General features: G+C 45.2%; 15 protein-coding genes. 2 read left to right on the forward strand and 13 right to left on the reverse strand.

Translation table 11 applies throughout. The features are described 5' to 3' along the window. Nucleotides 1-56 precede the first annotated feature (56 nt). Nucleotides 57-1,538 carry a rubredoxin gene (locus FEF09_RS12525; protein WP_146305424.1) on the forward strand — a complete coding sequence of 494 codons (1,482 nt, stop codon included), beginning with the start codon at nucleotides 57-59 and terminating at the stop codon, nucleotides 1,536-1,538. 158 nt (nucleotides 1,539-1,696) lie between these two features. Beyond that, complete coding sequence (locus tag FEF09_RS12530) at nucleotides 1,697-3,184, forward strand: malate:quinone oxidoreductase (RefSeq protein WP_146305425.1); 1,488 nt, start codon at nucleotides 1,697-1,699, stop codon at nucleotides 3,182-3,184. Nucleotides 3,185-3,292: 108 nt separating this feature from the next. On the opposite strand, the gene FEF09_RS12535 is transcribed toward FEF09_RS12530, so the two are convergent. The 13 genes from FEF09_RS12535 to FEF09_RS12595 all read right to left on the reverse strand — a co-directional run bounded on the left by FEF09_RS12535 (nucleotide 3,293) and on the right by FEF09_RS12595 (nucleotide 17,707). Beyond that, nucleotides 3,293-3,979 carry a hypothetical protein gene (locus tag FEF09_RS12535; RefSeq protein ID WP_146305426.1) on the reverse strand — a complete coding sequence of 229 codons (687 nt, stop codon included), beginning with the start codon at nucleotides 3,977-3,979 and terminating at the stop codon, nucleotides 3,293-3,295. Between the two features lie 135 nt (nucleotides 3,980-4,114). Beyond that, nucleotides 4,115-5,500 (reverse strand): undecaprenyl-phosphate glucose phosphotransferase, encoded by a 1,386-nt coding sequence (locus FEF09_RS12540; RefSeq protein ID WP_146305427.1) that lies wholly within the window; start codon nucleotides 5,498-5,500, stop codon nucleotides 4,115-4,117. A gap of 22 nt (nucleotides 5,501-5,522) precedes the next feature. Continuing rightward, the gene (locus FEF09_RS12545; RefSeq protein ID WP_146305428.1) at nucleotides 5,523-6,770 is read right to left on the reverse strand and encodes a WcaI family glycosyltransferase; all 1,248 of its coding nucleotides are present in this window, start codon (nucleotides 6,768-6,770) and stop codon (nucleotides 5,523-5,525) included. Between the two features lie 33 nt (nucleotides 6,771-6,803). After that, complete coding sequence (locus tag FEF09_RS12550) at nucleotides 6,804-7,370, reverse strand: WcaF family extracellular polysaccharide biosynthesis acetyltransferase (protein ID WP_146305429.1); 567 nt, start codon at nucleotides 7,368-7,370, stop codon at nucleotides 6,804-6,806. 6 nt (nucleotides 7,371-7,376) lie between these two features. Then, nucleotides 7,377-7,847 (reverse strand): VanZ family protein, encoded by a 471-nt coding sequence (locus FEF09_RS12555; RefSeq protein ID WP_146305430.1) that lies wholly within the window; start codon nucleotides 7,845-7,847, stop codon nucleotides 7,377-7,379. 53 nt (nucleotides 7,848-7,900) lie between these two features. Next, the gene (locus FEF09_RS12560) at nucleotides 7,901-9,031 is read right to left on the reverse strand and encodes an XrtY-associated glycosyltransferase XYAG1 (RefSeq protein WP_146305431.1); all 1,131 of its coding nucleotides are present in this window, start codon (nucleotides 9,029-9,031) and stop codon (nucleotides 7,901-7,903) included. Between the two features lie 41 nt (nucleotides 9,032-9,072). Beyond that, on the reverse strand, nucleotides 9,073-10,260 hold the full coding sequence (locus FEF09_RS12565) for a glycosyltransferase family 4 protein (protein WP_146305432.1): 1,188 nt from the start codon (nucleotides 10,258-10,260) through the stop codon (nucleotides 9,073-9,075). Nucleotides 10,261-10,287: 27 nt separating this feature from the next. Further along, the gene (locus tag FEF09_RS12570; RefSeq protein WP_146305433.1) at nucleotides 10,288-11,295 is read right to left on the reverse strand and encodes an acyltransferase family protein; all 1,008 of its coding nucleotides are present in this window, start codon (nucleotides 11,293-11,295) and stop codon (nucleotides 10,288-10,290) included. A 281-nt stretch (nucleotides 11,296-11,576) separates the two neighbouring features. Next, nucleotides 11,577-13,010 (reverse strand): hypothetical protein, encoded by a 1,434-nt coding sequence (locus FEF09_RS12575; protein ID WP_146305434.1) that lies wholly within the window; start codon nucleotides 13,008-13,010, stop codon nucleotides 11,577-11,579. Between the two features lie 27 nt (nucleotides 13,011-13,037). After that, nucleotides 13,038-14,267 carry a glycosyltransferase family 4 protein gene (locus FEF09_RS12580; protein WP_146305435.1) on the reverse strand — a complete coding sequence of 410 codons (1,230 nt, stop codon included), beginning with the start codon at nucleotides 14,265-14,267 and terminating at the stop codon, nucleotides 13,038-13,040. 2 nt (nucleotides 14,268-14,269) lie between these two features. Further along, nucleotides 14,270-15,394 carry a glycosyltransferase family 4 protein gene (locus tag FEF09_RS12585; protein WP_186774317.1) on the reverse strand — a complete coding sequence of 375 codons (1,125 nt, stop codon included), beginning with the start codon at nucleotides 15,392-15,394 and terminating at the stop codon, nucleotides 14,270-14,272. Further along, nucleotides 15,351-16,367: a polysaccharide pyruvyl transferase family protein gene (locus tag FEF09_RS12590; RefSeq protein ID WP_146305437.1), complete on the reverse strand. Its 1,017-nt coding sequence runs from the start codon at nucleotides 16,365-16,367 to the stop codon at nucleotides 15,351-15,353. Before FEF09_RS12590 ends, FEF09_RS12585 begins: the two co-directional genes overlap by 44 nt. After that, on the reverse strand, nucleotides 16,364-17,707 hold the full coding sequence (locus tag FEF09_RS12595; RefSeq protein ID WP_261387452.1) for a polysaccharide biosynthesis protein: 1,344 nt from the start codon (nucleotides 17,705-17,707) through the stop codon (nucleotides 16,364-16,366). The genes FEF09_RS12590 and FEF09_RS12595 overlap by 4 nt, the downstream gene beginning before the upstream one ends. Nucleotides 17,708-17,716: the final 9 nt, after the last annotated feature.

Below are 17,716 nucleotides of genomic sequence, written 5' to 3' on the forward strand. Positions count from 1 at the left end.
CCCCGCGGTATTCTTAGTGCCTGATGCTTAATTTTTAATTCTTAATTGTCTTAAACATGAGCAGATATACACAGACCGTCAGCATTAATTTCACCGGGGGAATTATTTCTCCTGGTCAGCTGCTGACCATCCTCAATATAGCGGAAGCAGCAAGAGTGACACAGGTGCGTTTCGGCCTGCGCCAGCAATTATTGATGGAAGTACAAGGTAAATACGTTGAACAGTTTGAAGCTGATTGCGAACGGGAACAAATCAGCTGGCATAGCTATGGTACTGCGCCTAATATCACCAGTTCTTATCCCGGCGCCGGCATCTTCATCAATGAAGGCTGGCTTACGGAAGGTATTTATAAAGACGTATTCTCCCTTTTTGACTATACGCCGGCACTGAAAATCAATATCTGCGATAACAAACAGACATTCACCCCATTCTTTTCCGGCCATATCAACTGGATTGCCGCAGACGCAGCACATTATTGGCATCTGTTTATCCGCTTCCCGAAAAGCAGCCGCCTGTTTGCCTGGCCGGATCTGATCTACACCAATAATATTGCACAGGTCAGTCAATGTATTGAATCTGTGCTGGCAGCGACACCAGATATCAGCAATGAGGCCTTACATGCCGCAGTAAAGGCACAACTGGAATATAACAGCAAGCCGGTGACGACAGAACTGGAGCTACCTGCTTTCCATCTGCCATACTATGAAGGATTTAACCGGCATGAGAATCATTACTGGTTAGGCATCTACCGGCGGGATGAAGAGTTTCCTGCAGCTTTTCTCCGTAACCTGTGTAATATCTGTCTGGAGACGAAGACAGGACAACTTTACGCTACATCGTGGAAATCACTCATCATCAAAAACATTGCACCTGAGCACAGAAGACTGTGGGATTATATTCTTGGTAAATATGGGATCAACGTGCGTCATGCCGCCAATGAACTGAACTGGCATGTAGAAGATAACAGTGAGGATGCATTGATCATCAAACGACATATCATCCGGCATTTTGATAATGCCGATGTCAGAACATATGGTTTATGTTTCAGTATCCGGATCAATCCGGGCAATAACTGCTTCGGTTCTATTGTGATCAGCAAGCAGGAAGACAAATATAAAAGCCGGCTGAAGGGACATCATCGTTATGACATTCTCTATACACAGGATTTTAACCCCAATTCCGGCACTTTGTTACCTTACCGCACAGGAGTAGCCAAAGAACATCTTGGGCCCTATATCACGTCCTTATGCAGAGAATTTTACGACAACAGTGCATCAACGGATCCCCTGCTCAGTTATGTGGCTGGTCAGCAGACAGTTACAGCCATCTCTCACACGGAGAAATGGGTACACCAGTGTACCCGTTGTCTGACAGTCTATGATGAGACGATTGGAGATAGCAGTCAGGGCATTGCAGCGGGGACACTATTTTCCGCTTTACCCTCCACTTATCACTGCTCACTTTGCGAAGCGCCGCAGGAAAGCTTTGCCACAGTTCCTGCAACTTCATTGGGATGGTTGGCCGGCGCACAGGATTAACAATACATTTACATTTTTCGCATATGCACTACAGCAGGTGTTTACAATGAAAATTTATGCCATATTATAGTAAAAAGAGTTCATGCAACCATTAAAAGCATATACAACTAATGTATTTAGTACTATTTTTGCGGTGCAAATCGTGAAAATAAGATAATATGTCTCCTAAATCGGCGCCTGACATCGTCCTTATCGGTGCAGGTATAATGAGTGCAACGCTAGGCGTACTGTTGAAAGAATTACAACCAGAACTGACCATTGAGATATTCGAAAGATTGGATATCATAGCAGGAGAAAGTTCGGATGCATGGAATAACGCAGGAACAGGCCATTCCGCCTTCTGCGAACTCAACTACACACCCGAAAAATCCAATGGTGATATCGAAATCGCTAAAGCGATCAAGATCGCTGAGTCTTTTGAGGTATCGAAGGAATTCTGGTCTTTCCTTGTACAGAATGGCTGCATTAAGTCCCCGGAGACATTTATACAGAGCATTCCTCACATGAGCTTTGTATGGGGCGAAAAGAACGTAGAATACCTGAAAAAACGCCAGCAATCGCTGGAAAGCAATAATTTATTCAAGGGGATGCAGTACACCGAAGACAAGGATGTACTGAAACAGTGGATCCCGTTGGTGATGGAAGGACGTGATCCTGCTGACAAGGTAGCTGCTACCCGTATGGATGCAGGTACTGACATCAACTTCGGTGCATTGACCCGCGCGCTCATTACCTACCTGCAACAACAAAACGGCGTAACGCTGAGTCTTAAACACGAGGTGCGTGATCTGGAACAGGAGAAAGATGGCAGATGGTACCTGAAAGTGAAGAATCTGGAAACAGGCAAGAAAAGGAAATTACACACGAGATTCGTCTTCATCGGCGCAGGTGGTGGTTCTCTCCCACTGCTGGAAAAATCAGACATTCCTGAAGGTAAAGGCTTTGGTGGTTTCCCGGTAAGTGGTCAATGGCTGGTTTGTAAAAATCAGGAGATTGTAGAAAGACACGCCGCAAAAGTATATGGTAAAGCATCTGTAGGCGCTCCTCCGATGTCTGTACCACATCTGGATACCCGTATGATAGATGGCAAGAAAGCCCTCTTGTTCGGCCCTTACGCAGGCTTCTCCACTAAGTTCCTGAAAAATGGTTCATGGCTCGATCTGCCAAGATCCATCAAATTCAATAACATCCGTCCGATGCTGGCTGCCGGTATGGACAACCTTCCACTGACCAAATACCTGATCGATCAGGTACGTCAGTCACCGGAAGAAAGACTGGAAGCCTTACAGGCATTCCTCCCTGAAGCTAAAATAGAAGACTGGGAACTGGAAGTAGCCGGCCAGCGTGTACAGGTGATTAAGAAAGATCCTGAACATGGCGGTATCCTGGAATTTGGTACAGAAGTAGTAAGTGCGGCAGATGGATCTATCGCTGCCCTTTTAGGTGCATCTCCGGGTGCTTCTACAGCTGTATCCATTATGCTGGAACTGCTGCAGCGTTGCTTCCCTAAATATCTTGCTACAAAAGCATGGAAAGATAAACTGACAGAAATGATCCCTTCTTATGGTCAGAAACTGGCGGATAATCCAACCCTGCTTGAACAGGTGAGAGACTGGTCTGATGCGGTATTGCAACTGAAGAAATAAGATAAATTACATACTGGTAATAAAAAAGAATAGGGGATATGGAAATATCCCCTTTTGTTTTAACCTTATCTTATTGTTTCTAAGAGACTTGTTTCAGCCTGCGCCGCACTAGGCTTTGCAGGGGATGGTCACCAGCACTTCCACATTCTTCTCCGGCTCAGTCACAATCTCAAACGTGCCATCGTGTAAAGAGGCGAGAAATGACATCATCTTACATATCGGCTGGTGTATTATTTCGCTATCCCCTTTCTCCGAAGATTTGAAAGGAGAGGAAAAGATATAGTTCGCATAAAATGATCCTTTGATCTTAAAGGTGCCCGGTTCAAAACTAAACTCCATCCGAGGTATCTGATGGGTGGTTGAATGCCGGTTCATCCAAAAAAAAAGGTTCAGGATCAATTGGCGCAGTACCGACTCATCTATGTTGGCTTCCACCGGTACTTTGCTTTGCTGTAGTTCAACAGCGGGAGACAGCAGGTTATGATATGGTTCTTCTCTCACCAGCTGGCCCAGAAAGAATAACAGGTTGGTCATTTTGCGCTTTACCTGAAAGGTTTTATCAAGCATGTGCTGTATGATCCTGATATTCTGTAGCTGAAAATCCAGCTCTATTACCTGCGATTTTATTGACTCAGCCTGACGGGTGATCTTGTTCCCCATAGCCTTTCCGTCATATAATACTATCAACTCTACACTTGACAGAATACTTGCTACAATAGACTTCAATTCATGAAAGATGTCTTCTACAAGCCGATTGTCATCAAGGAAGTTTTGTGCTAAAACGGAACTTTTCATGTAACGTTGTTTACAGGCATCCCTGGTTGACTCCGGCGTATCCTGACTACTACCGGAGTGTAAAAATAACACTTAACGCGCTTTCTTTTCTATTAACATTCCTACTAATACGAGTAAAATATGCTATAGGAAATGTTAAAATGCGTTCTTATCGCCCCTTACGGTGTTGAATACGGTTAAGAATATAATACGAATGTCAAGCCATACAGACCAATTTTCCATATACCAGATATCATGTTCGATACGTTTGCGCAGATGTAATTCATCTGTCACCTCTCCACGATAACCGTTCACCTGTGCCCATCCTGTAATACCAGGTTTCAGGAAGTGACGGATCATATATTTCTGGATAATAGCAGAATACTCTTCTGTGTGCTTCAACATGTGCGGACGTGGCCCTACGATAGACATATCACCCAGAAACACATTCAGGAACTGAGGCATTTCATCAAGGTTTGTCTTACGCAGTATACGACCCACTCTCGTAAAACGACGGTCGTTTCTCGTTGCCTGTTTGGAGTTTGCTTCATTGTTCACATACATACTCCTGAATTTCAAACAACGGAATGTCTGGTTGTTACGACCGGTACGATGCTGTATAAAAAATACAGGACCTCTCGATTCAAGTTTCACCAACAGGGCCAGCAGCGGAATGAGCCAGCTCAGGATAAATAACATCACTGCGCCGCTGAACACGATATCAAAAATACGTTTCCTTAAGCGATTTGCAATATCGTCCAGTGGTTCTGCTCTCAGTGAGATGATCGGAATATTATCCAGATAATCCACATAGATCTGTCTGTTTACAAACATCCTGAAGTCAGGCACAAAACGAAAACGGATAAAATGTCTTTCTGCTTCATGTGCCAGAGTATACAGATACGGGAACTGCTCGGGTGATAATGTTGAATAGATCTCTTTGATGCCGTTTGACTGTGCATACGGAATACAATCCCGCAGGTTACCAATCACCGGATGTATGGACAACTCATGTACATTGTGATAATCTTCAAAGTAACCTTCAAAACGCAGATTGCTCTTGCGTCCGGTCAGATTGTCCACCAACTGTTTAGACAGGTCATTATAACCAACGATCACTACTCTGCGCTCAATCTCCTTACGGTGAATGATGTAGTTCGTCAGCATATAAAAGAATATTCTGTCAAATAATACGAGAATAACAAACAGAGTACAGTAAGACAAGATAAAGATTCTGTTGAATGCCTCTTTTGTAAGGAATACAAACACCAGCATCAGCAGGAGGTATAACATAATACTCTGCAACAGCTTCTTTGTAATACGCTCCACAGACATATGTGTACTCATGAAATAAAGACCTGTTGTATACAGCGCAACGATCCATGAGAAGTTCGTAGCGAGCAGGAAAGTGTCTTTATTAACGCTTACGGGTATACCATATTGCTGCATCCCTGAAAGCGTAAAGAAAAAGAAGGCATTGAGGCATATGAAGTCCAGCACGAGTATCTGGATACTACATATTTTGAGATAACGGTCTAACATAATAAAGTACGGTTCAGTAGTGTTAATTAATGACTACGGCTTCTTCAAATCGTGACATGATCTTACCTACAGACAGGTGGTTCTCTGCATATAAGCGTCCATTCCTTGCCAGTTCTGCGGCATTGTCTCCCATCGCTCTGACGATACCGTCCGTCAGTGCCTGCTGGTCTTCTGCCTTCACGAGTATACCCATATTGTGTTTCTTCACCAGATCGTGCAGACTGGTACCATCGTTGGCCGTGATGAGTGCGAGTCCGCCTACAGCCAGAATGGTGGTTAGTTTGGAAGGCATTACCAGATCACTGGCATTCCCTTTTTGTATAACCAGATGCACATCCGCCATATTCAGAAACTCATTGAATTTCTCAAAAGGTTGCAGAGGAAAGAAAATAACATTCGTTAATCCCAGTGCTTCCGCATCTGCTTTTAGCTTCTCTTTATAAGGACCTGACCCACAGATCAGGAACTTAAGCTGTGTATCCGCTCTCAGTGTATCCGCTGTTTTCAGAATAGATTCCAGTCCCTGTTTCTCCCCTATCGCACCTGAGTACAATACGATCTTGTCATTGACATCAAATCCATACGCTGTTTTCAGTCCGATACGGTCTTCAATAGGATGGAACAGACTTACGTCCACCCAGTTCGGGAAAAAGAATATATCCTTGCCGGCCTTTTCCTGAATCTTGCGCATCATACCATCTGAAATACTGCTGACCATATCAGCATTCTTAAAGATGTAACGCTCCAGTCCGAAAAGGGCTTTGATTACTTTCGGAGACTTGATCATATTCAGATCGCGTGCTGCTTCTATCTGCATATCCTGTATGTGATAGAGGAACTTTGCACCTCTGAATTTCTTGTACAGCACTGCCAGTAATCCTAAATGAAATGGCGGCACTACACTGATCACTACATCAAACTTTTTACGGGGCAATAATTGCAGCACCTTAAAAAAAGCAGATACTGCAAAGGAAAAATCCAGCATAATGCGCTTCTTGCCGGTCGGCTTGTCTGGCACATATTGCGGACAACGGTATACGGTGATCTTACCTCCCTGTCCATTACTCTCAATTACTTCCTTCTTATACCAGTTTTTGTGCTTGTCGTACGGAGGCTGCACTTTCCACTCCGGATAATAAGGATAACTTGTAATCACGGTGCAATCATATCCTCCGGCTGCCAGCCATTTGATCATTTCACCATTGTACTTGCCTATTCCCGTTGGTTCCGGTGAGAAATTACCTCCTATCAGTAATAATCGCTTGGACATACCGCTATATAGATTTCTTGTTTGCTTTTTGGGTTATTTCCATCTTTCAGATACAAAGGTCAATGGATTGCCTTTGAAGATGCCGTTCTGCGATACAGAAGCTGTTACGACAGATCCTGCTGTGATCACAGTGTCTGTGCCTACCGTTACGCCCGGACCGATAAATACACAGGCGCCTACCCAGCAGCCATCCATCAGCACGATCGGCGCATTACGGTAAGGCATCGCCGGATGACGGTAATTATGGTTACCACCACACAGAAATGCACGCTGTGAGATACATACATTGTTACCAATGACCATCTGCTCAAAATTCAGCAGGTAAGCTTCTTCACCCAGCCACACATCGTCTCCGATCTCCAGCTTCCATGGGAAGTGTATATTCACTCTTGGTTTGATCACTACACCATTGCCTACTTTCGCACCAAACATGCGCAGCATTCTGGCCTTGAGACCAGAAGGGATAGGAAAAGCAGTGAGGAAGAAAAACATCTTCACAATGTACCAGCAGGTTTCCTTGAGTTTGCCTGCTCCGCGGTCCAGACCTTCAGAGGCGTCAAAGTCCTTCAGGCGGACTTGTGACAGATAAAAATTATTCATGACTATTCAGGAATTATTATGAACAAGAATCACATTCTTTTTTGCCATTTTGCGATGCAGACACAAGCCGAGCCAGGCGCCCAATGTGTTCAGGACAATGTCATCGGCGTCATACACACCGATCATCAGCACCAGCTGCAGTAACTCAATACCCAGACTGAAAAAGAATGCGATGGTGATTACTCTTATTTTGTTGGCAGCCCCTGCTGACAATGCATCCAGCAAGAAACCCAGTGGCATAAACATGATAACGTTCCCGATAAGGTTTAATAAAAAGAACGCCCAGTAACGGATATACCGGAGTGACTTACCGGCTTCTATAATAAAATCATAGGTACTCTTCAGTGGCATCCATCTTGGCTCTGCATATCGCTCACCTGCCACTCTTGTAGGATCGAGAAACACGACGTATATCACCGCCAGTATGTACACGATCAACAGGATGATAACAGTGCTTCTCTTTAATCTGATAGACATTCTTTCTTTAATCTCCCTTTCGGATTTTTTTATTCAATACAACAGATACACGCCTAATTAGCCCTGTACAGATCCAGATATTTATTCACCAGACTCTTTCTGTCAAAATCTTTCTTCATCATTTGCGGCGCACGCAGTGATAACTCAGGTAAACGGTCTTTTTCTGCGTAAGCTTTCTCCAATGTTTCTTTGATATTCACGGGATCGATTGTAGAGATCCATCCGAGATCATTATTAGAGATGTAAGTACTGAGTCCAACCATGTTGCTGATCAATACCGGTGTACCTACAGCCAATGACTCTATCACGATGTTGGCGAAATTCTCATTATAAGAAGTCAGCACCATCACGTCATTCTCACGCAGCAGTTTAAACTTCGCCTCACCATATACAGGGCCTAACCAGTTCACATGCTGATCTATACCATGCTCGCGTGTAGCTGCTTTTAGCTGTTCCAGATACTCTTCTTTATAAGGCCCTGCAATGTTCAGTTCATAGGGGAACTGTACCATACTCAGTCCTTTAAAAAGCAGTTCCAATCCTTTCTTCGGATCGATACGGCTCATGAAGAGAAACTTGATCTTTTCTCCTATTGGCGCTTTAGGCACAGTGGGCGTTTCAGGAACAGATACAAAATTGAATATTTCTTCTACCTGTGAAGAAGGATACAATCCTTTAATCTCATGTACTTCAGCTGTAGATGTCGCATGAAACTTTACTTTAGGCAGCAATCTGTTACCGATCACTGTCTGGATGATCTTCTTCTGGAAAGGGTGATTGGTTTCCAGTATATACTGGCAAAGCATTCCTCTTGGAGAAAACACCGGTCTCACTCTTCTGATATAACATACCAGTACAGTGAAGATGGCTACAAGATTCCACCATGAATGAATGTGCACAGCGTCATACTTCTTAATATTCTTATAGAGGTATTTAACGAGATCAGGTGAGAAGTTTGTGTTGTCTTTGGTAACACGTTTGAAGTACAATGTACTTACACCATCGATGTCCTGTGCCACACCGGGAGGCACATCCAGTTCCACCTCTCCGTTTGCGGTTGTAGTCAGTACAGTCACTTTATGTCCGTCAGCCACCAGCTGTTCACACAGGGCAGAACTGGAATAAATGGGACCACCATAGATATATGCCGGCTTATACGAAGGGATGATATGAAGAATATTCATCGGTGCTTTTCTTTTCTATTAATTAGGTGATTGTTACTTTCTTATTGGGGTAATGCTACAGATCTGTTACGTTCCTGTACACCCGCTTTCCTGCTACCAGTAGTGATGCCCAGCATAGACGCGTATGCATCCATCATGATCTCAGGTGTAAAATGCGTCACATTACGTTGGCCGTCTTCCAGTAGTTTTGTCCGTACAGCAGGATCAGATAATCTCTCCAAAGCACTGGCAAATTCTTCCGGCTTCAACGGATCTGCATGTAATGCTGCTCCGCCACTCACTTCCGGCATAGGTGCTGTACTGCTGGCAATAACCGCTGTACCACATGCCTGTGCTTCGATCACCGGCCAGCCGAATCCCTCTGATAAGGAAGGAAAAACAAAAGCATAAGCAGAACTATACAAAGCCTTTAATACTTTATGGGGTGGTTTGGTAACGCCGATCACCCTGTCTTTTATACCCAGCTGTTCTGCATGTGCATATAAAGCCGGTTCAATATCAAAGCCTGCGTATACAATCTTTCCGGTGTATTTATCGCCGATCGCATGTACCATGTCGATCAGCATCTTACGGTTCTTACGGAGCTGACGGGAGCCTACATGAAGGATGTACGGTTCGTCTATATTCACACCAACACGCTTCAGCAGTTCCCTGCTTTCTTCTTTGTCGACAGGACTAAAGTCATCATTGAATCCATTATGTATCACTCTCCAGTCGGCAGGCTGTTTTCCTCTGCCCTTTGCGAGATCTGTCAGTTGTCCGAGTGTAAACTGTGATACACAGGCAATCTTTTTTGCTGTCAGCAGATTGGAGAGGATCCAGCGTTGCATATATTTACCAAAACCGGAAGCAGGCGCATAGGCATCTGCATATCCGAGTCCACCTCTTATGGCCAGTACATCATGACAGGTAATGCTGGTTCTTGCGGCAGGTAAATGTCTTACATAAAACGAGTTGGAATGATCGCATACATGATACAGAGTTTCTCCTCCTGCGAACAATCTCTTCACACGCAATACCAGTGCATATAACAACCACTTATCCAGATATCCGAACCATTTGGCAATTCCTCCCGTTGTTGCTTTAAAAGGACGACCGAAGAAGACAGACGGACGCCAGATCTCTACAGTGTGACCCGCGTTTTTAAAGCCGGCTTCCATCATTCTGGCAAACCGCTCCATACTTTCCTGTTTATCCTTCGGATAATTCCCTACTAAAACAATGCGCATACGTTCTGTTTAATTTTTCCTGTTCTTTTATACCGTTGCCAGTTTCTCTTTGCTGAATATCTTTTTAAAGTCTGTCAGTGATCCCATGAAAACCGCTCTTCCGAAGGCTATGCTGTTCAGCAGATAATAGCCTGCCATTGATAATACCACGGCTATAAAAAAACGTGTGGTCGGATCTATTATACCAAACTGCTCTTTGGCGATGAACTGTATAGGCTGATGCAGGAACATCACGATCATCGAAGCAGCACCCAGTTCATTAAACACTTTACTGATGGTACCATTAGTGGCAATCAGTTTTGATAACGCTATCAGGCATAGTACAACAACCAGGCTGGAGAATAGTGTAACAAAAGGAATACCATACACAGCCGATTTCATTTCATACCTGTTCGCCGGATAGTAATAAGTGAATACAATCACACCGGCCAGCAATACAAACAACAAAATCTTATACCTGCTGATCTGCTCCTGTGCGCCTTTGTATAAGTAACCGAGGTAGAAAACCGGCAATGCTGCCAAGACTACATCTGCATTCCATGGCAACCAGAATGAAGGTAAAAATCTGCTCAGTGCATAACTTATCAACAGACTTGCCAACATCAACAGATCAATGACTTTTTTACTCACTTTGTTCATCAGCACATTCATCAACTGTTGTACAAGGAAGAAACACGTGATATACCAGAACACAGATACCCACTCTATGAGATAACGTCCACCCAGCACAGGTCTGATCACTGCTTTCACATAAGTTTCACGACCCGCCATAATCTCCTTCAATTCATACGGCACATAGATCAGGAAAAGAAATGCGACGTAAGGCACCAGCAGGTGAAACGATTTCTTTGCCAGATATTCCTTCTGATCGACAGCCGGCTTAAACAGAAAGCCTCCGATAAAAAAGAACAGGGGCATGTGAAAAAGAAAGATGTATCTGGACACTGCATCCGGAAATATATGTCCGGCCACTACTGTCAAAATACCAATACCCTTCAGGGTATCGATCCATGCAATTCTTGATTGGGTGCTCATAGCAGTTTGGTTAAAGCAGCATAGTACAGGCCGGCTCCGGCCTCCTAAACTTTATATTGGTCTATTGATGAAAACCTGATAAACTATTGCGATTGCTGGTAATCATTATAGTCGTATGCAGGTATTGAAGGAGAGATTTTTGTCTGCCTCATATCAACATAAGAAAGGACAGACAGATAAGGTCCCTCGAACAATAAGTATGGTTATAATAATTCTCTGGTTACGTCACTCAGTTGTGTGACAGCTACTATTATCGCTGCACACTATTTTCACAAATCATCCTAATTATGATAGTAAATTATTTTCTGTTCAGCAGGTTTGGGATCTTCCTCGGCGGCTACTACTTCTTCCTCTTCCACTTCATCTTCACGCAGTGCTGCCAGTAGCAATCCACCTATAAAGACACAGAATCCAAGACCTGTCGGTTGTCCCCATTGTCCCTGAGCGACCAGCAGAAATGCGTCACTAAACAACATCCATGGGAGCATATCTCCTGTGCGACGCAGTTTGTCAAAGGAAAGCCATCCCATATTGACCGCCATTCCCATACGGATGAATACAACACCCAGACCAAGAATAGGTCCCAGTTCCCCGATCGTTCTGCCCCATTCCCCTTCTGCGATCAGAAAGGTAACGCCTCCGGTCAGCAGCATGGAACCCACATTCGTTCCCATACCAATACCATATCCCCATAAGGGTAATGCAGAAGTGGTGTTAAATGCACCCACCAATCCACCGAGAAAACGATCTATAAATACACCTTCCATACCACCTTCACTCTCATTCGCCGAATCAAAGCGTGCCATGAATACCTCAATGGCGCCTCCTACGATCGACGTCTGACTGAGTATCAGGATCAGCACAACAAGGCCGAACAATGCACCAAATAATTTGCCTGCGTACTTAGGGTTGCTCGATCCTGCAAACATGCAGAACATCACACCGATAATGGTCTGAAATAACAAGGCACGACTGATGGACAATGGTATGGCCATCAACAAGGCTATCGTACCACCGATCAACACCCAACGTTTGATACCATCCGGGTTTAACCAGAAATAAAGTAAGTAAGGTCCCAGCAAACTAAAGAACAAGGTTGTACCGTTCGTGAAAGAGAAGGTACCCGGTGGCCGGAAATATCCCATCGCACCACTGAAACCTGCACCACCTTCATCACCACCTACCCCTCTGTTTACCCATGCGCTCTGCGGACTATAAAACTGCAGGGCAATCAGTATCAGCATGGGTATGGATAAGGCTACCATAAATTTCCCGACCTGTACGACATCTTTTCGTGTAAATAGTCCCTGAATAACAAATATCATGGGGAAGTGGATCAGTAATATACGCGCACCAAACACTGCTACATAGGGGTTCCCATGCCCGACAGTCACCGCGAATATCAATCCGAGTACGCCTATAATTGTCATCAGTGGCAATGCGTAAGAAGGAATGAATAACCGACGCTGCCAGCACATCAGGATCAGCCATAAGGCGATCGGATCGCGTACAACCAACAGAGGTGTTGCCAGAGGTGTCAGGAACCATTTACGCAAAGCACCCTCAAATAACAGCAACAGCAGATATGCCCACACGCCTTGTTTGAGCCGCAGCATGAACTTCTGATTGTTCATTGCCGTGATCTCCTGAAAGCGCCGGGATGCCAGATCGGCCATGCGATCCGCCGTCATATTATTGGGATACTGATTATTCATTTTCACACTTATACAAACGTCATGTAATTAAACTTTTGAGATAGCAGCGGCAAGCTCCTGCCCATACACTGCCCATGGTCTGCTGCGGGCTTTTTCCATCGCTGCCAGTCCCGCTTCGGGTACACTGTCAGGATTGTTAAGCAAAGCAGCGATCGCATCATACAATGCGTCAGTCGAGCCGGCAGCTGTCAGCCATCCGTTCTTTCCATCCGTGATCAGATCTGGTCCGGCGGTACGGTCAGTCGTAATCACCGGTGTACCCTGTGACATCGCTTCTGTGATCACCAGTCCGAATCCTTCAAACAAAGAAGGAAAGATAAATACATCCTGCGTTCTCATGAGCTTCAGGATATCTGCATGCGCCAGACTTGGGATGTAGGTATGTTTCGCCAGTTCTTTATCCAGTGCCGGACAGTTATCCGACATCTTCTTCCCTACGATCGTCAGTTCTACCGCGTTACCCAGTTTATCTGCAGCAGCAAAAAGATCTGCTATTCCTTTCCTTTGTGACAGTCCACCTACAAATAATATTTTCAGCGGGCGTCCGGATATTTTATCATAGTCCCTTGTGGCTGACACAGCTGGGAAACCGTAAGGAATCACATCTATCTGTGCGAGCTGTCCGGGGTAATCTTTCAATGTTTTTGCAGTAAAACTGCTGGCTACAAATATTCTGTCCGCCAGTTGCAGCTCTTCGTCTTTTCTGTCCAGTTTCTTTTGAGAAGCACTCAGGCTCAATATGGTGTTCTTCCATGCCGGCCAGCGTTCCAGTTCTGCTGACAACAGACGTTGAGAAGCGCGCCAGTAACCTATTGGCAGGTCATACAGGCGTTTCATTCCATGACGTTCTGCTTCTCTGAAAGAAAGCATGGCGCCATCTTCATATGCATACACCGCATTCGCTTTACGCGCAACACTTTTCAGGCGGGCTGCAACTCTTCTGTCCATAGCATGATACACAGCATCTACTGAGAACATGCCTTTTTCCTGCCTTGTAAGGCTTTTAAAGCCCGCTTTTGTCGCTGCAAGGCGTCCCAGTTCATGCCAGGGATGTAAGCGGGTATAAGCTTCCAGACGTGGTTCATAACCGCGACGCTTTATTTCTGACAATGGTCCGAAACCAGCGAGGCGTCCGAACGCAGATCCCGGGAAGCTGGCAATGGCCGTATGAAACTCAGACAGTATGCCTGCATCTGCGAGACCAGCTACCGCGGCTCTCAGATTGGCATTACCGGTGGGATGTGATATAATGACCATTGTTAGTTTTGCTTTTGAAGTCCAAGTACATTGCTCCAGGCAGTGCGTAATGCCACAGCAGAAAATCTGTTTGCGTACAGCTCCTTTTGTGTTGTCTTTGTTACCAGTCCGCTCCTGATATCTTTTGCAAACGCCAGCACAGCATTTTTAGCCGCTTCATAATCTGACGATGCTGATATCACTCTTGTTGACAAAGGATCACAGGCAATGTCCGGAATACCACCTCTGTCTGTCGCCAGCCAGGGTAATCCTGCACTCATCGCTTCCAGCAGACTGATAGGCAATCCTTCCGGATGGACAGACAGCAGCAGGTAGGCGTCCAGTTGCGCGATAGCGCTCTTTAAACCCGCTTCACCTGCGAAAGTGCCGTGATAATGTACATTGGGATATTGATCGAAATAAGGAGCCGGATAATTCTTTCCTTCTCCCCACAGATGAAATTCCACTTCGTTTTTAATGTCTGCATCTTCACTCATCCTGCAGATCAGGTCAATACCTTTTTCCGCAATCAGACGGCCATAATAACCGAAGCGCAGTTTACCTGAATTATTATCGGCAAAAGAGACTTCCACATTTCTTGAGAAACAGGGAATCGTATCTACGGGACGTTGCAATACACTTTGCATATCACCGGCATTCCTGTGTGAACAGGCAATGATGGTATTCGCAGTGTACAATGTCTTTTTATATTTTTCGCCCCAGGTAGCCTGATCTTTTGCATCACCGGAAGTGTGGTGATGATGTACCCAAGTAGCATAACCCGGGAGCATACGTGACAGCATCCAGATACTTTCTCCCTGACCGTTGGTATAAACAGCATCGTATTTACGGGAGCTGCGCAGTTTTATACCAGTCTGCAGCATCCACAGTAAACGTTTGTAGGAACGGCCGTGTCTTCCGAAAAGTACCTTACGACAGATACTTCTGTAGAACTGCTCTGTTTCACCGGTAGTTGCCGCATTCAGTACTACCAGATCTATTTCCGTACCGTTAGCAGCCATCTGCCGGCAGAATTCCAGCAGATGGCTTTCTATACCACCAGTTTCCATCAACTGGGTAGAATAAACCAGTATACGTTTTTTATCAGAAACCTGCGCCATACACTCTCTGGATCTTTTCTTTTGCAAATCCTGTGCGGTAAGACAGTACAACGCTCATGCGGTACAGCTTAGCCAACAGGTTAGCTTTCATTCTGATCAGACGGTAACGCATTTTACCTGATACCTGTACAGCATTGGCGCCTTCTTTAACAGAATCAGCTACCAGTTGTAACAGGAACGCTTTTCTCTTTGCCAGTGCTTCTTTGTTGACAGGAGAATCGTTGAGACCTGCATCCCCTTTATCGAGGATATCCTTATAGGAAATAATATCGATGAATTCTGCTACCGTTGCAAGACGCGGGTCAGCAGGATTAGGATGGATCAGTTTCACATTGGCACCCATACCGAGGCAAGGTAATGCACAGTGGATCTTGGTGGTCAGGATCAGGGATGCATTGCAATAACGTGCAAGCAGGCTATTCATGTGTTCCTCAGATACCTTTGCATATGCTTCGATGCTACCTGTTGTATCTGGCGGATCGTGAGACACTCTCACCATCTTCTTACCCAGTACTTTTTCCAGTTTGGCTACTACAGCATCCGGTACCGGATGGTCTACGTTATCAACCAGAATGATCTCACCATCAGGATTTTTGTTGATAGGACCACGTGGTTTTGAAGTAATGGTCAGACAGCTGGAATAGTAAGCAGGAATACCCCAGCCCAGCAGCAGACGTAAAGTTTTTGTATCACGGCAGCCGATAGGTGCGTGCTGTTTGAAGTGTTCTCTTACATGTTCGCTTGACAGCAAAGCTGAGTTAGCCACATGTACAGCAGCATATAAAGGCGTAATATTATCTGGTGCGGGAAACTTCGCAAAGGAGTGCATATACCAGCCGTTAGCGACCAGCAGTCCGCTGTCTCTGCCTGCCAGGTCAGCCAGTGCTTCTCTGTCAGCTACCTTAGCGCCTTCAGGCAAGAGGTCTTTTGCGACCATTCCCTGAAGTACATCTCCGATATTGTTACGGAGTAATCCTTCTACCTGATAGTAATATGTCATATAGTTTCTTTGTTATTTTCAGTGGGTAATGAGTTGTTTGTTCTGCTGATTTTGAGGAATGTGTATGAAACGTTCATCACTACCTGTATCAGCTGTATCATGATGTTCATGAAGAGTACACCGCGCAGGGACGATACATCAATGAATGCGACGCCCAATGCGATCGATGCAATACTTATCGGAATCGAAATGAACGGATTGATCGCCCAGCTTCTGCTTGTGAACAATGAAAAAGTAGAGGCCGCGATAATACCGAGACAACTGATCGTGATCTTCAGTACTACCTCGCTTGTCAGATTCGAATAATTCGGTCCCAGTACTTTCAGGATCTGTGCAGAGAAGAGCCATGCCGTAAATACGATGCAGGCGCCCATTGCCAGTAATCCTCCCTGTATCTGTACAAAGCGTCGCATCAGCAATGCTTTGTTGTTAGGCAGTCTTGAAAACCTTGGTAAGATCACAGTGCCAAAAACGATCGTAATAAAACTCAGCGCCATTGACAATCTGTCCAGTGCTCCCAGCTGTGCTACTCCTTTCGTCGTACCAAAGATGGAGATAAGCCAGATCGTGATCTGTCCGGACAGACAGGTGTAGATTCCCATGGGCAGCAGACGGCGTACCATCTTCATAATATTCTGCCTGATCTCAGGATCGGGTTTCTTATGCCAGTCCGCATACCCGGCTGATATCTTCCGGAGGTTCATATTTCCCCAGATCTGTGGCAATCCTGCTGCGAGTACTGCTACAAAAGCAAAGGGGAAAATAAAGATGGTAAGTGCCAGCAGTACTAACCGGCCTAAGTTCATATAGACCTGATTCTTCTGTAAAGGCGCGATATCCTGTCTCAGCTTCGGTGCGATCTGCAATATGGTGCCAGACAGCGCCATAAAGAAAGAAGGAATAAGCGAGAGGACGATCAATATGGACATCAGCCAGCTGGCACCATGATGTAACATCAGATAGATGAGCACAGGTATCGATACCAGTAAACTACCCACCGCAAATTTGCGGCGAAGGTCCATCCCTGTAGCAAGGACAGTGCCTAACTGGTCACGGTCCTGCCATACTTTTCCTCCCTGAGACATCACACCGGTAGAGATACCACCGTCAGCCAGTACTGTCATTGTACCCAGCATGGTGTTAGCCAGTGTGTACAATGCGTACTCTTCAGGTTGCAGCATACGGATCACGAGGATACCACTGAATAAACTGACTGCCTGTACAAAAACCTGAGCGAAACCGGTCACGCTGACCAGCTTTACCCATTCCAGTGTTTTGGTGTACTTAGGATTATTCGATAACTGATTGAATACTTTTACGCGCATAACAGATTCCGGCAAAGCAAGCTC

The sequence above is a fragment of the Chitinophaga pinensis genome, from assembly GCF_007896845.1.
Lineage (GTDB): Bacteria > Bacteroidota > Bacteroidia > Chitinophagales > Chitinophagaceae > Chitinophaga > Chitinophaga pinensis_C.